Source organism: Fretibacterium sp., from assembly GCF_057312375.1.
The window spans coordinates 1-14,202 of the sequence record NZ_DBHLDX010000005.1; the positions used below are offsets into that span (position 1 = coordinate 1).

Sequence of the window (14,202 nt, forward strand, 5' to 3'; positions counted from 1 at the left end):
CGGCGTAGAGCCAATATGGCCCTTCGTCCTCCTGGATACGGAACCCGTACCCCATCACCTCAAAGTACCTCTTAAGGCACTCCGCCGCCGTCCCCCGAATAACCCCGTCGAAATCTCCCGTCCTTGACACCAGCACAAATCGCTTTTCCATCTTGCTCATCTCCTTTGATTTTGTCCCGCTCGGCCTTGGTCTCGCCTCTGCCTTGCCTCCCCCGGCTCCCCGCGTTCTCCGCCCCTCGTCGCGCCTGACGCTCCTGGCTCCCGCTCCCCGGTAGGGGCGACCTCCCTGCCCGTCGCCTGGGCCTCGCCTTGTCAATGTGCCGTTCCCCTTGCTTGATGGGTATATATTACAGCTATCTGTAATCAAATCTATCGGTAGTATTACTTAATAATTACAGACGCCTGTATTTTATAATGTTGCTGAGAGGTGATTACCATGTTGCGCGAGGAGTATCTAACAACAGCGGAAGCTGCAACATTGACAGGGAAAGGGGCAAACATGATTGCAAAACTCTGTCAAGCTGGCCGTCTGCCTGGGGCTGAGAAGATGGGGAATAGCTGGGTCATCCCCAGGGAATCGGTCCTGAATTATCAGCCCGCCAAGCGTGGCGTGAAGTCCCGATCGGAGCGGGTGAAGGCGGAGCAAACCGCCTTGCGTGAGGAAATCGCGGCGGCGATCTCTGCGGCCAAGGGGGAGGAGGGGTAAGGAATGGCGACCTATACGGCTTGCTACACGAAGATAGAGGCGGGCTATATGGGGCAGCTCCTCGAATGGCCGGAGGTCATCACGGAGGGAGGCACCTTGGAGGAGTGCCGGGCCATGCTGATAGACGCCGCCCAGGAGATGACGAGGGCCTACTTGGAGACAGGGCAGACTCCCTCCCCTGTGGCTGCGCGCGTGGTATAATATCCGTGCATTCACATGTTCTCCCTTTCTCGTAGGGCTGCAGCGCCTCTACCGGGAAAGGGAACATTTTTTATCTGCGCCCCTCTCCTTCCGTAACCACAGGGAGGGAGGGGCTAAAAACTCCAGCCGGGCTTCGACCGTTCAGCGGACGCGGGTCTTCTATAGCCCTGCCTGAATAAAACCCGATTCGCTATAGCCCCAGATACCGGGCCGCCATCTCGACGAGCTCCTTCTTGCGGCGGAAGAACGTCGTCCGTCCCAGGTTCAGCTCGTCCGCCGTCCTGTCCCAGGTGTTGCCACCCAGGTAGCGCAGTTTCAGGATCGCCAAGAGGTCCCGCTTAACCGAGCCCTCCAGAACGAAGGGGCTCCCCAGGTCCTCCATGAGGCGCTCTATCGGGCGCGTCCAACGCTCCAGGTACAAGATATCCGCCTCCACCCTCTCAATCCGCTCCAGGCGAGCGGAGACGGGATCGGCGATCCCCTCCCCTGACAGCGCGTCGTACCGCTGCGCCCCGACCGAGGACATGGCATCGAGGCGCTTCAGCTCGGAGCGCAAAGCCTCCAGCCGGGCGACGTTCTCCCTGTAGCCGTACAAATACCCCTCGGCATGCCGAAAGACCGGGTCGTCCTTGAGCATCGAACCCCCTCCAATGAAGGCGCTTCACCTTGATAAAGTTCGCGGCTGAAACTTCAGCCCTGAAAAATCAGGAACGAAATGCCGTCCCCTCAAAGTTGAGGCGTCGCCCCTGAGCTCAGAATTTCTGAGGTCAGCTCCTTGGCCGGGCCTCACCGTAACCACAGGAGAGGGGCCGGGGATGAGGTAAACGAACCTTACCCCATCCCCAGGCAACCCGGCTCAAAGCGGGCCATGTTCTCCTTGGCCAAGAGGGAATAGTCAGATCGACTTCCCCCGGCCAAGGGTGTAACCGATCCTTACTCCCCTGGCCAAGGGGACCGTCAACGTAACTTTTCGCTGCCCCATGGACTTGCGAATGTTAACTTTTGTCTACCATCTGCGCTTGCAAATTCAAGTTTCCCCTAGCGGGTCAACTTGCTAAATATGCTCCTTGGCCCACTCCAGAGTCTCAATCAGGCGTCGGTCTTCCTGTGCCGCCCGCTCCATGACCTCCGCCACATCAAGCTCCAGGACCTTGGCCAGGCCGTAGAGGGTACCGGCCTTGCAGAGAGAGGGGCAGGTCTTCCCGCACTCGATGAGCCGCAGCGCCTCGCCCCCGATAGAGGCACGCCCCGCACATCGGTACCGCCCCAGCCCGAGCTCCCGCCTCCGGGCCTTGAGCCAGCGCCCAAAATCTCCTGGCTTCAGATTGGTCATCCTTCGTTCACCTCCTTATCCTCAGGCCATTCCGGCCCCACCATGCCCAAGGCAGCATCGAGAGCCCCATCCGCCAACCCGTCGGCCCCCAAGATCGCCTCCCGCTCCTCCAAGAGCGCGGCAAGGGCAGGGTCGCCCTTCGCCAGCTCCACCAATACCCCCGCCTCCAGCTCCGGAGACGCCCGCAGTATCCCCCGTGCCCGCTCGATGGCAAGCGAAGGGCCGGACAGGACGATGCGCCCCCAGGCGTTCGCCCTCACCTTCACACCTCCGCGGCCACAGGAGAGAAGGAAGCCCTCCGGAGAAACACCCCGAACAATTCCTCCAAGCTCAACCTGAACCTCCACCCTCATCACCCTCCCGGCTCATCCAAAAAGCTGAAGTAAAACTGAGCATCCCTATCAAACTTTTTAGCCGCGGCCACAGGAGGCTCAGGACCAAAGCACTTTAACTCTTTAATTGGCTCCTGTACATCCTGTACATTGGGGGTGCAATGTACAGGACGATGTACAGGACTTAAACCCTTATCATCAGAGGCCCCGCTAAAATTCCTGTACATCCTGTACATTGAATCCTGATTTCTATCGAATTCTTGAAAACACCCTTCGGATACCCCGGATAGGTTAGAATCCGAGGTATCCGCACCCTCTTTTCTGGTTTCGCCAAGTTTCAAAAAAGATGTACAGGATGTACAGGATTGAGAAAGAACGCTTCCAGCACAAGGGTTTTGCTCCTGTACATTGGGGTTTTCAATGTACAGGCAATGTACAGGATGTTCAGGAGCGCTGTAAAGCGCTAAAGTGTTTGATTCGCCCTCCCCTGTGGCTACGTTTTCCCCTGTCTTGGAGAGCCTGACCCAATAGCCAAACTCCCGCCGGACCTCCTCCCGAACGACCGTCACCCCCAGGCCCCGGAGCATGGGGGTCAATCGGGTAAGCGCGGCTCCGAAGCCCCATACGCTCTTCGGCAGGGTCATGCGTTCCTCATCGTCTGTACGGGACTTCACCTGATCGAAGAGGGCATTGACGTACCCCTCCCACGCCCCCTCGCCCGCCAGTTCCATCAGAGCGCGGCCTATGGGATTGCTCGTGACGGCCTCGGCCTGCTTATCCCGCTCCTTTGCCATCAGCACGCGCTCGAACGTGCCCGGAGCCCAAGGCAGAGCTCCGCCCTTTTCCGCCCGCATGACGAACGCGGCGGCGTCGATCATCCGGACCGCAGGGGCGGGGTCGTAGTCCCGCTCCCTCAGCGCGGTCGACACGGCGGTCAGGAGAGCGCCCAGGATGCCCGGACGTACCTTCTCGAAGGCGGCCTGAAGCTCCATGTCCCGCCTCCTCCCTGTGGTCAGGGGCAGAAGTGAGATCGGAAAGCACCGGTCCAGGAGATCGGCCCGATCCGGGGCGAAGGCGATACCGTTCAGGATCAAGGGCCGCCGGAAATAGCTCTCGTAGGTTTCGCCGTCGGTGTAGAGCTTGCGCCGGACGATCCCCATCCCCGTAGCGACCCGGCAAAGGGAGTCGCTGTCCTCTCCCGATATCCTGCTGAGGTTGTCCACCGCCACGACATGGCGCGAGGACGCGGCGGCACAGAGCGCGTCCGCATCCTTGAATGGAGCGATGCCCCCGGTCCCGTCGGGGTCGATCAGCGACTTGAGGAGGTTTGTCAACGTGGTCTTGCCGCTCCCATGCTCGGAGGAGAGCGCCAGAATCGGGTAGGCGATATCCGGGGCCAGGGAGGCCAGCAGCCAGCCGACCAGCAGGACAAAATTCTCGTCCGAGGCGTTGGCAAACTCCCGGAGGTCCATCAGGGAGCCTCCAGGCTGAGGCACCGGAAGTGCCTTCATCGAGCCCCGCAGGAACCACAGGGAGGGCTCGTCCACGACCCGCCACCCGTCCGCGTCGATCTCCACCGCCTGGCGTTCTTCGTTGCAGAGGTCGAGGTAAATCTTTCCGCCTACGGTCCCGATGCGGATATGAAGTTTCCTCGGCGGCGAAAACTCCGCCGTCGCTCCCAGAAGGAGCAAGGCCCCCTCGATGTCCGCCTGCTTCGGCTCCACCTGCATGGCGTCGAAATACTTCGCGGCCAGCCAGGCCTTGAACCGGGAGGATCGGAGCCCGTCAATCTCATGGCGTCCCCTCACCGGATAGCGCACGTACAGGCCTCCGATATCCTCCGCACGGAAGGGGATGACCCCCAGGTCGAGGCACATCTGCCGCAGGGTGCCCGCAACCGTAACGGGCTGCACGGACCGTTCCTTGGCCTCCTCCGCTTGCCCATCCTTGGGGGCAAGGCACGCCTGCAAGGCCCCCAGCGAGAGCAGGGCGTCGTCGTCCCAAACGTTCATGCCGTCGCCCCCTTCCGCCGGAGGAACTCGAAGCATCTGCGCCGGTAGTCCGCCCGCTCTGTCCACTTCGGGCGGCACAGGCCGCTTTGCTCGAAGAGCAGCCGCGCTCGGTCCTCGTCCCCATCCGTCCAATAAAGCAACATGGCCAACAGCGCAAGGTCGGCCTCGGAGGGCGAGGGGTAGTCCGAGGTATCGCCCGCCCAGAGGCGGGAGAACTTCGCCCCGTTCGTGGCACACTTGGCCTTCTCGATCAGCTCGGGGTTGGGCAGGTAGCGACGCCCTCCCACTGTGGCTACGGCTCCCCTGGCCTTCTCAGGACGAATAGCCCGGACCAGCCCATCGACCGCCGCCTGATTGGCCCGGAGTTCGGACCGCTCGTCGTGAAGGCTCCCGGTCATGGTGAAGAATCTACCGTGAGGATAGACCTCGATCGGCCCGCTGCGGTGCCCCTTCTCCAGCTCGGCTCGGACGATGACGTGAAGCCCTTTGCCCGAGACGGAATACTCCGTGTAGCTGCCGAGCGCCTCCACGATGGCCTCCGCCTTGGGGGCGACCGTCCCGTCCTCCCCGACGCAACCGTCCAAGTCCACGCCTACCAGCCCGCCGCCCGAGGCGAACATGAACCCGATGCCGTCCGCTTCGCCCGCCTCGTAGGCCTCCAGTACATTCTCGAAGCTCGTCCAGGTCCAGGGGTCGTTTGCCTTGGCCGCTCGTCCGTCGATCTGATAGGGTGGCTTGGTCGTCTTACCGTTGCGCTCCACGCCACGCCAGACGACCCACTGAGGCAAAGCCTTGAGCTCATCGGGGATGTTCTCCGCAGCCACAGGGAGGAAGCGGCTTGCCCGCCTGGGCTCCTCCCCCAGGGAGTACCGGGCGACGCGCGCTCCGTTCTCTCCGACGGGGATCATCTCGGTCAGGACGTTCCAGCCCTCGCGCCGGAGTTCGTCGATCCGGGAGGCCAGGCGCATGATGCCGAACTGCTCCCGCGCCTCGTCCTGGGTGATGCTGTGCCCCGTCTGGAGGAGCTCCAGCACGGCCAGCTTCTGGGAGTTCCAGGTCTCGCGGTCCCGTGCCGTCGTCATACCGACCGCCCCCTCTCCATGCGACAACAGCCGAGGCCAAGCCACGGATGAGAAGGTCTTCGATTGGGATTAGAGTTCGATGGGGGGACTACAGAGATACGGAAAGGATAAGGTGCGGGTGGATCTCCTGAGTCTGGGTCTCCTGAAGAGTCTCCTCCGCCTGGACTGGCTGCGGCCATGGAGAAGGACGTCCTGCGCGCTGAGCGGGGGGCGCGGGAGCGGGCGCACCGGAAAGAAGGCACGTAGACCTTGAGGCGGAAGATCGCGGGCCTTCGCGCCTTGAGGGCCATGAGATGGAGTTTTCTTTCGAGTCTCCGCTTCTCGGCGATAACGGCCTTTTCAAGCGCATCGCCTAAAACATCGAGCCCCGAATCAAGACTGCTTACAAGATCGGCCAACTCTTCGGATGCATCTTCCCCGTTTTTGATTGCTTCCCGCGCATTAAAGGAGTGTTCCAGATATCCGTTGAACCGCTCAAGCTGAATATCCAGCTCTTTATTTTCTTCCTTTGTTCTGGATTGCAGCCAATGCAGCTCTTCTTCGTGCAAGTCCAAAGAACCATGGTCCGATTCATACTCCTCCAGTGAAACGCCTAAATATCCCGCCAACATCTCGCGTCTTTCCCGGCAGGTCGTTGCCTTGGCGTCGACCTGAGCGTCAAACTCAGCATCCGCTACTATTTGTTTCACTAAATCCAAATTTCGGACGTTATCGCGCCAGGCGTCACCGCACCATATCCGACAAGTCTCTTCCAGCTCCTCATCCGAAGTACCAAGCCCTCTTGCAGTACGAAACCTCTGGGCAAGCTCAAGGAGTTCCCATTGCCCCCGTTCTGCGGTATAATCTTTACAAACGCTCATTTTTCATCTCCTTCCCGCCGTCCATGCCCCGGACGGCTTTTTTCTTGGCCTTACACCGCAAGGCCCTTGTCGTCAAACGCCTCCCGCAGGGGAATGCCGAGAAACGTACTCAGCCCCTCCCGCACCCGCTCGCTCGCCGGGGCCTTGCGCCGCTCCACCAGGGAGAGAATCGAGGGATGTATCCGCACCTCATAACTCAGCCCCGCCATCGTCAACCCCTTGGCCTGCCGCAGTTCTCGTATACGCGTCACGTGCTTCACCTCCTTACAGCGTTCATTATACATGTTTTTTCATTGTATAATGAGATTCGGGACACAAAAAAGAGCTGCCCCCGCCAAGGTTAGCAGCTCTTTCATGAAAGGAGGACAAGCCCCCATTTCCGGCTACGAGAAAAGGATACCACAGAACGAGGCCGTCGCTCCTGGCGACGCCTTTCAAGGAGTAGGGTCGACAAACCCCTGCAATTCCTCTATGGCGAGCTTGGGCAGATTCGAACTGCCGACCTACGGCTTAGGAGGCCGTCGCTCTATCCACTGAGCTACAAGCCCGCAAAGGAACTATGTTAATATAACATAAAAAGCCGTACTGTCAAATACAATTTCGATCGGGAGGCTGAGGGGCAATGCATGAGGCGTTGATACGATCCTTCGACGGGACGGAGCTCTATCGCTGCACGGACGAAACCTCAGGGGCAGCGCTGGGGAGCGTCCTCCTCCTCCACGGGCTGGGGGGGCACTGCCGGCGGTTCGACGCCGCGGCGGCCGCGATGGCCGACGCAGGGTGGCGCGTGACGCGCTTCGACCTGCGGGGACACGGCCGCTCCGGCGGAGCGCGGGCCGACGTCCAGGACTACCGGCTGTTGGTAAAGGACGTGCGCCTCATGGCGGATGCTGCCCTGGCGGAAGGACCCGGCCCGCTCTTCACCGTCGGCTACAGCATGGGGGGGCTTCTCTCCCTCCTGCTCGGCGTTCACCTTCCCGAAGGGCTCTCCGGGCAGGTTCTGGTCGGAGCGCCCACACTGGAAACTGGGCGCTATCGAAACTTCCGGCGTCCTCAGATAGAGCGCCTGCTGATGCGCTGCTCCCCATCCGTCGGGGAGGAGTTCCTGACCCTGGACGAGGCGGCGCGGCGCGAGTACGAAAAAGACCCCTGGGTGCTCCGTGCTTTCGTCAACCGACTGCTCGTCGAGGTCTTCGTGAAGGGCATGGACGACCTCACGGCTTCGCTCCCCACCCACCGGCTGCCCTTCCTGGCCCTCCACGGCTCGGAGGACCGCATCGTGCCGCCCGCGTCCGCGGAGAACCTCCGGGCTCGCTCCGCCTCGCCGGACGGGACTCTGGTCATCCTGGAGGGCGCGTGGCACGACCTCCTCCACGGACCGGAGCGGGACAGGGCGACGGAGCTCATCCTGGGCTGGCTAAAAGCCCACGCAGCAGCAGAGGCGTGACCCCCTTCTCTCCCTCAAAATCGAGGCCGCTCTTTGGAGTAGGCCTGAGAATTTTTCTCCTGTTTCAGGGACAATTTGGATATAATGAGAGAACGCGCCGGGGCAACAGGGCGCGGCACACAAACGGCTGGACTCGATTTAGCGCCATAGGGCGCCGATCTTTTTAGATGGACTGGGGGCAATTCTTATGTGCGGCATTCTAGGTTACAGCGGGAGCAGACAGGCCTCCCCCGTTCTGTTGGATGGACTGGCGAAACTTGAATACCGGGGCTACGACTCCGCCGGGCTGGCCGTCCGCGACGGCACGGACGTGAAGGCCGTCAAGGCGAAGGGGCGGCTGAAGGCCCTGGCGGAGCGGATCAACTCCGGCAAGGCGCTCTCCGGCACCTGCGGCATCGGTCACACGCGCTGGGCAACTCACGGCGTCCCTTCGGAGGAGAATGCCCACCCCCACTGGAGCGACGACATGACCGTCGTGGCGGTCCACAACGGCATCGTCGAGAACTACCAGGAGCTGAAGGAAGAGCTGCTCAGGAACGGGTACACGTTCTACTCCCAGACCGACACGGAGGTGGCCGTCAAGCTCATCGACCTTTACTATAAAAAAAGCGGCAACAATCCCGTTGCCGCCCTCACGAAGGTGATGAAGCGCATCCGTGGCTCCTACTGCTTCGTCCTTATGTTCAGGGAGTTTCCTGACGCCGTGTGGGGCGTGCGCAAGGACAACCCCCTCATCGTGGGCAAAGGCGACGGCGAGTCCTTTCTGGCCTCCGACGTTTCCGCCATCCTTCAGTACACCCGGACGGTGTACTACATTGGCAACATGGAGATCGTCGAGATCTGCAAGGGGGACATCCGCTTCTACGACAAGGACGGCAGGCCCTTGGACAAGGCGTCCACAGAAATCAAGTGGGATGCTCAGGCTGCGGAGAAGGGCGGCTTCGAGCACTTCATGATGAAGGAGATCCACGAGCAGGGCCGCGCCGTGAGGGACACCCTCCGCTCCGTGCTGAAGGAGGGCAGCGTGCTGGACATGAGCGCCACGGGCCTGACGAACGACGAGATCAGGAACTTCAGCCAGATCTACATACTGGCCTGCGGCTCCGCCTACCACGCTGGCGTCGCGGCCCAGTACGTCCTCGAGGACCTGGTGAATATCCCCGTGCGCGTGGAGCTGGCCTCCGAGTTTCGCTACCGCAAAATCCCGCTGGACCCCTCCGCTCTGGCCATCGTCATCAGCCAATCCGGCGAAACGGCGGACACCTTGGCCGCCATGCGCCTGGCCCAGGAGAACGGGATCAGGACGCTGGCCATCGTCAACGTGCTGGGCAGCACCATCGCACGGGAGGCCGCCAGCGTGTTCTACACGCTGGCGGGGCCAGAGATCGCCGTGGCGACGACCAAGGCCTACAGCGCCCAGTTGATCGCCTGCTACCTCCTGGCCATCCACTTCGCGAGCGTCCGAGGCACGGCTTCCGCCATCCGCTGCCGTGACCTGCTGCGCGAGCTGGAAACCCTGCCGGAGAAGATCGATGCTGTGCTGGACGAGAAAGAGCGCATCAAGGACGTGGCAGAGCGCTTCAAGGACGCACGCGACGCCTTCTTTTTGGGGCGCGGGCTGGACTACGCGCTGGCCATGGAGGGCAGCCTCAAGATGAAGGAGATCAGCTACATCCACTCCGAGGCCTGCGCCGCCGGCGAGATGAAGCACGGCCCCATCAGCCTGATCGAGCCGGGCGTCCTGGTGGTCGGGCTCATGACGCAGGGGGGGCTCTACAAGAAGACCGCCAGCAACCTCATGGAGGTCAAGAGCCGCGGCGCGTGGCTCCTGGGCGTCACCAACCGCGGGAACGACGCCCTGAAGGACGACGCGGACCTCGTCTTCCCCCTGCCCCAGACGGACGAGCACTTCACATCGAGCCTCGCCGTGATCCCGCTGCAGCTCCTGGGCTATTACCTGGCCTGCGCGCGGGGGCTGGATGTCGATAAGCCCAGGAACCTGGCCAAGAGCGTTACCGTTGAATAGGGTGAACGGGGCACGGAGGGGGCGCAGCCCGGCGCCCTCTCTCCTGTCCGATCGCGAGGAGCCCCTGCCCGCCATCAGGCTGATCGCCCTCGACCTCGACGGGACGCTGTTCAACGAGGAGGGCGAGATATCGCGCGAGGACGCCGCGGCCATCCGCGAGGCCTCGGATCGGGGCGTCACGGTCGTCATCTCGACGGGGCGCCCCTACTGCGGCGTGCCCGTCGAGGAGGTAGCGCCCCTCGGAGTGCACTGCGCGCTCACGGTCAACGGCGCCGCCGTCTACACGCTGCCGGACCGAAAGCTCCTCTTCGACGACTGCATGGACGCCCGGACCGCGCTGGGCGTCCTGCGCGACCTGGAACCCCTGAACCTCTACTACGACGTCTTCATCGACGGAGATGCCTACTCCCGTGAGGATCGCCGGGCCCTCCTGGAGCAAACCGTTCTGCCCGAAAGCGCCAAGGCCTACATCAGGCGCACGCGCATCTACGAAAGTGACCTTCTGGGACGCATCGAGCGCGAGGCGCTTCGCGTCCAGAAGGTCACCATCAACTTCTGCCGGCAGGACGGCGCCCTTACAGGGCGGGAGGAGGCGGAGCGCATCCTGGCCGCCCACCCGGAGATCACCTACGTCTGCGGCGGCAACCACAACTGGGAGTTCAACCGAGCGGGCGTCGATAAGGGTCGCGGACTCTCGCGCCTCATGGAGCTCCTGGGCATCCCTCTGTCGGCAAGCATGGCCTGCGGCGACTCCGGAAACGACCTGCCTCTGTTCAGGACGGCGGGCGTCAGCGTTGCCATGGCCAACGCCCCGGAGGAGGTCAAGCGCGCAGCGGACTTCATCACGAGGTCCAACCAGGAGGGCGGCGTCGCCCTCGCGATTCAACACTGCATTCGGGGAGCATAGGCCCCACCCGCGAGGAGCCTGAGCCACCCCGGCCCCCCTCGCGGCGGCGGCCCCGCATCGCGCACACAAGGCTGAAGCCTCCCGGCGGCCCGTCAGCTGATCTGCCAACGGACCCGGCTGCCCTCCGAGTCCTTGCTGACGATCAGTTGGTCCTCGATCTCCTGCTTCAGCTCCGTCACGTGGGAGATAATGCCGATGAGGCGGCCGCCCGCTATCCGCTGCAGCACCTTGACCGCCTGGTTTCGCGTTCGGTCGTCCAGGGAGCCGAAGCCCTCGTCGATGAAGATCATATCCAGGCTGATCGACGAGGCGCTCTCCTGGATCAGGTCCGCCATCCCCAGAGCCAGCGAGAGGGCCGCCACGAAGGACTCTCCTCCGGATAGCGTCCAGACCTTCCGTTCCCTGCCGGTGACCGAAGAATAGACCACGAGGTCCAGCCCCTGATTCCTCCCCTCCCCCGCCTGCTCCTCCTGCACCAGGCGGAGCTCGAACTGCCCCGCAGTCATGTCCTGAAAGCGGGTATTCGCCGCGTACAGGATTCGCTGCAGGTAGTGCCGCTGCACGAAGGTTTCGATGTCCATGCGGGCGCCCGACTCCTTGCCCCCCAGCCCCCGGTGCAGCCCGTTGAACCGGGCGTACTCCCGAGCAACCTGCTTTCGTTCTTCCATCCTCGGCGACAGGGCAGAGAGGACGGCGTCGTCCGCCTCAAAGGCCCTGTCGAGCCGCGCCCAGGCGGACTGAGCCTTCTCCAGTTCCTCTTCCGCCTCGTCCCTGGCCCTTTCCAGGTCTTCCATGACGGGCTTCTCGCGCCCGTTTACGGCCTTCAGAGCCGCGTCGCGCGCGCCCTCCGCAGCCGCCTTTTTCTTGCGGTGCGCCTCCACCTCATCCAGCAGCGCCCCCACGTCCTCCCGGCCGTGCCGGCGAACGGTTTCCATCCAATCCGCCTCGGATAGCTTCTTCTCGTCCATGAGCGCCTCGTAGGCCTGTCTGCGTTGCTCTGCCTCCTCCCTCTGAAGGGGCAGTTCCTCCGCGAGCCGGGCGATCGCGGCCTCCGCGTTCTCCAGCGAGCTCCGCGCGGACTGCGCCGCCTCACGAGCGGCCTCGAAGGCCGAGTCCGCCTCGCGCTTCGCAGTCCTGGCCCCGCTGAGGGCCGACTGTGCGTCCGCCACGGTCGCGTAGTCCCGCTGCCCTTCGAAGCCCTTGAGCTCCGCCTCGGCTGCAGCGAGGGCGCTCTCCGCCTGATGCGCCGTCTGAACCGCCTTATCGGCGGCGATCGTCAGCGCCTGCCGCTGTTCGTCCACGCTCTTAAGGGACTCCTTGATGCGGCTCAGAGCCTGCGCGCCCTCCCGAAGCGCAACCCCCTCCGCCCGGATTCCGCCTCTCCAGCTTTCCAACAATGACCGCACCTGTTCCAGGCTCAGCGCCTCCGACGCTTCCGGGACGCTTCTTGCCAGGCGCTCATACAGGCGCGTCAAGGTCCCTTTTAGGGTTCTCTCCTTCTCCTCCAGGAGGCTCAGGGCGGACCCCGACGCCGTAGAGCGCTTCGTCAGGTCCTGCTGCAGACTTGCGACCTCCTCGGCCAGCGCATCGACGACCTCTCGAGTCAAATCCCGGCTGCCCTCCGGCAACAGGCAGGGGCGCGGGTGATCCGTGGAGCCGCACACGGGGCAGGGCTCGCCAGGCCTCAGCTTTTCCCAGGCGATAAAGCCGGCCTGGGCGTCCAGAAACTCCCCCTGTTTTCGGACGTACTCGTCCCTTTTGCTGTTGTACTCCTCCCTGACGGAGGCGTACTCCCCCTGCAACCTCTCCGTTTCCGACCTCTGCTGTCTGGCGTCCCGTCCGGCGTCCTCCGCCAGGGACACCTCCACCATGAGGTCTTCCGCTTCCCTGCGTCTGGCCTCCCACTCCGCCAGGCGCAGGTCCGCGCCCTCCAACTCCTTCTCTCGCGCCCGCCACGCCGCTTCCTTGGCCTCAAAGTTCATCAGAGCGTCCTTGGCCTGGAGCGAGATCACCTCCGCAGAGCTGAGCGCAGCACGCCACTCCTCAAACGTTTCCGTCGCGATACGGATCCGCTCCAAAACTTGAAGCGCCCTGCTCACGCGCTCGGACACCCGAGTGAACTCCTCGATCCCCGCCGCCTGGACGGACCGGGCCTCCACCTCGGAGGCCTCCGCCCGTTGACGACCCAGGGTGAGGTCCGGAAGGGCCCCCTTCAAATCCACCAGTTTCCTCTCCGTCTCCGCCACGGCCTTCTCCGCGTCATCCATCCTCTGATGCAGGGGCTGAATCTCGTAGGCCGCGTTGATTCGGACCATCAAGCGGCCTGCCTCCCGAATTCGCTCCTCTTCGGCCTCACATTCGACAAGCGCCCCCTCCGCCCTCTCCAGCTCCTCAAAGGCCCGCGCGAGGTCCTGGGCCCCGGTGTAGGCGTCGCGCGCCGCGTCCCGCCGTCTGCCCTTTTCGTCCCGCTCCGCCGCAGCGAGGGCAGTTCCTTCCTCAAGCCTGCCGCAAAGGGCTTTGAGCTCCTCCAGAAGGGCCTCCATGTCCATGACCGTCCCCCCCTCGGAGGCCAGGAGGCGAGAACGGCTCTCCTCCAGCCGCTCCATGCCCTCAAACTCCTCCGGGATCACGACGTGTCCCGCCTCGGCCTGAAAGGCGCTGCGGATCTCCGTCACCCGTCTGGCGGCGTCGTCCAGGCGGCGCTTCAGCTCATCCACGATGTCCTGATAGAGCCGGGTACGGAAGAGCTTTCGAAAGATGTCCTTCTTCTTGTCCGCCCCGGCGCCGAGCAGCTCCATGAACTCCCCCTGAGCGATCATGGCCACCTGCATGAACTGTTCCTTCGTCAGCCCGACGATCTCTTTAATCTTTCGGTCCGTTTCCGACAGGTTCCCTGAGTACGTCAGGCCGTCCGGCATCGAGAGAGAAACGGTTTCCCCCCTGGGCCTGGAGCCGGCCTTCTGCTCCTGCGAACCGCGATAGCGGGGGGTGCGGGTTACGGTGTAGAGCCTCTCCTCCCCGCCCTGCACCTCCGAGAAGGTCAGAGTCACGAAGGGCTTGGTATCCAGGTTTGCGAACTGGCTCTGCAGGTCCTCGCCCTGCCGCTTGCCTCCGCTCCTGCCGCTTGCGCTCGTTTCCCCGTAAAGGGCGAAGACGATGGCGTCGAAGATCGTGGTCTTGCCCGCGCCGGTGTCCCCGGTGATGAGGAAGAGCTTTTGGTTCGGCCGGGTGAAGTCCACCGTCGTTTCCTTGTTGTAGGAGCCAAACGCCCTCATGGTGAGTGTCAGCGGTCTCAT

The 14,202-nt window shown here is 63.1% G+C and carries 13 protein-coding genes and 1 tRNA gene; 5 read left to right on the plus strand and 9 right to left on the minus strand.

Annotation, left to right across the window (positions count from 1 at the left end; all coding sequences use genetic code 11):
- The first annotated feature begins 436 nt into the window (after positions 1-436).
- Complete coding sequence (locus ACO41U_RS01675; protein WP_485941223.1) at positions 437-706, plus strand: helix-turn-helix domain-containing protein; 270 nt, start codon at positions 437-439, stop codon at positions 704-706.
- A gap of 3 nt (positions 707-709) precedes the next feature.
- Positions 710-907: a type II toxin-antitoxin system HicB family antitoxin gene (locus ACO41U_RS01680; RefSeq protein WP_485941224.1), complete on the plus strand. Its 198-nt coding sequence runs from the start codon at positions 710-712 to the stop codon at positions 905-907.
- A 190-nt stretch (positions 908-1,097) separates the two neighbouring features.
- Here the strand turns inward: ACO41U_RS01680 and ACO41U_RS01685 are convergent, their stop codons facing one another.
- The 8 genes from ACO41U_RS01685 to ACO41U_RS01720 all read right to left on the minus strand — a co-directional run bounded on the left by ACO41U_RS01685 (position 1,098) and on the right by ACO41U_RS01720 (position 7,074).
- Positions 1,098-1,544 (minus strand): hypothetical protein, encoded by a 447-nt coding sequence (locus tag ACO41U_RS01685; RefSeq protein ID WP_485941225.1) that lies wholly within the window; start codon positions 1,542-1,544, stop codon positions 1,098-1,100.
- A 417-nt stretch (positions 1,545-1,961) separates the two neighbouring features.
- Complete coding sequence (locus ACO41U_RS01690; RefSeq protein ID WP_485941226.1) at positions 1,962-2,240, minus strand: helix-turn-helix domain-containing protein; 279 nt, start codon at positions 2,238-2,240, stop codon at positions 1,962-1,964.
- Positions 2,237-2,587 (minus strand): hypothetical protein, encoded by a 351-nt coding sequence (locus tag ACO41U_RS01695; RefSeq protein ID WP_485941227.1) that lies wholly within the window; start codon positions 2,585-2,587, stop codon positions 2,237-2,239. Before ACO41U_RS01695 ends, ACO41U_RS01690 begins: the two co-directional genes overlap by 4 nt.
- 5 nt (positions 2,588-2,592) lie before the next feature.
- A complete protein-coding gene (locus ACO41U_RS01700; protein ID WP_485941228.1) occupies positions 2,593-4,584 on the minus strand; it encodes a hypothetical protein in 1,992 nt (663 codons plus the stop codon).
- Positions 4,581-5,666, minus strand: coding sequence for a phage NrS-1 polymerase family protein (locus ACO41U_RS01705; RefSeq protein WP_485941229.1), 1,086 nt, complete (start codon positions 5,664-5,666; stop codon positions 4,581-4,583). Before ACO41U_RS01705 ends, ACO41U_RS01700 begins: the two co-directional genes overlap by 4 nt.
- Positions 5,663-6,526: a hypothetical protein gene (locus tag ACO41U_RS01710; RefSeq protein ID WP_485941230.1), complete on the minus strand. Its 864-nt coding sequence runs from the start codon at positions 6,524-6,526 to the stop codon at positions 5,663-5,665. The genes ACO41U_RS01705 and ACO41U_RS01710 overlap by 4 nt, the downstream gene beginning before the upstream one ends.
- A 50-nt stretch (positions 6,527-6,576) precedes the next feature.
- On the minus strand, positions 6,577-6,777 hold the full coding sequence (locus ACO41U_RS01715) for a helix-turn-helix domain-containing protein (protein ID WP_347713246.1): 201 nt from the start codon (positions 6,775-6,777) through the stop codon (positions 6,577-6,579).
- Positions 6,778-6,998: 221 nt separating this feature from the next.
- A tRNA-Arg gene (locus tag ACO41U_RS01720) sits at positions 6,999-7,074 on the minus strand.
- A gap of 74 nt (positions 7,075-7,148) precedes the next feature.
- Between ACO41U_RS01720 and ACO41U_RS01725 the strand changes: the two genes are divergently transcribed.
- The 3 genes from ACO41U_RS01725 to ACO41U_RS01735 all read left to right on the plus strand — a co-directional run bounded on the left by ACO41U_RS01725 (position 7,149) and on the right by ACO41U_RS01735 (position 10,906).
- On the plus strand, positions 7,149-7,973 hold the full coding sequence (locus ACO41U_RS01725) for an alpha/beta fold hydrolase (protein WP_485941231.1): 825 nt from the start codon (positions 7,149-7,151) through the stop codon (positions 7,971-7,973).
- Between the two features lie 187 nt (positions 7,974-8,160).
- Entirely contained in the window at positions 8,161-9,999 is a 1,839-nt protein-coding gene (gene glmS / locus ACO41U_RS01730) for a glutamine--fructose-6-phosphate transaminase (isomerizing) (RefSeq protein ID WP_485941232.1), read from the plus strand.
- Position 10,000: 1 nt separating this feature from the next.
- Positions 10,001-10,906, plus strand: a complete 906-nt coding sequence (locus ACO41U_RS01735; protein WP_485941271.1) for a Cof-type HAD-IIB family hydrolase — start codon at positions 10,001-10,003, stop codon at positions 10,904-10,906.
- A 92-nt stretch (positions 10,907-10,998) separates the two neighbouring features.
- On the opposite strand, the gene ACO41U_RS01740 is transcribed toward ACO41U_RS01735, so the two are convergent.
- The gene (locus tag ACO41U_RS01740) at positions 10,999-14,202 is read right to left on the minus strand and encodes an AAA family ATPase (RefSeq protein WP_485941233.1); all 3,204 of its coding nucleotides are present in this window, start codon (positions 14,200-14,202) and stop codon (positions 10,999-11,001) included.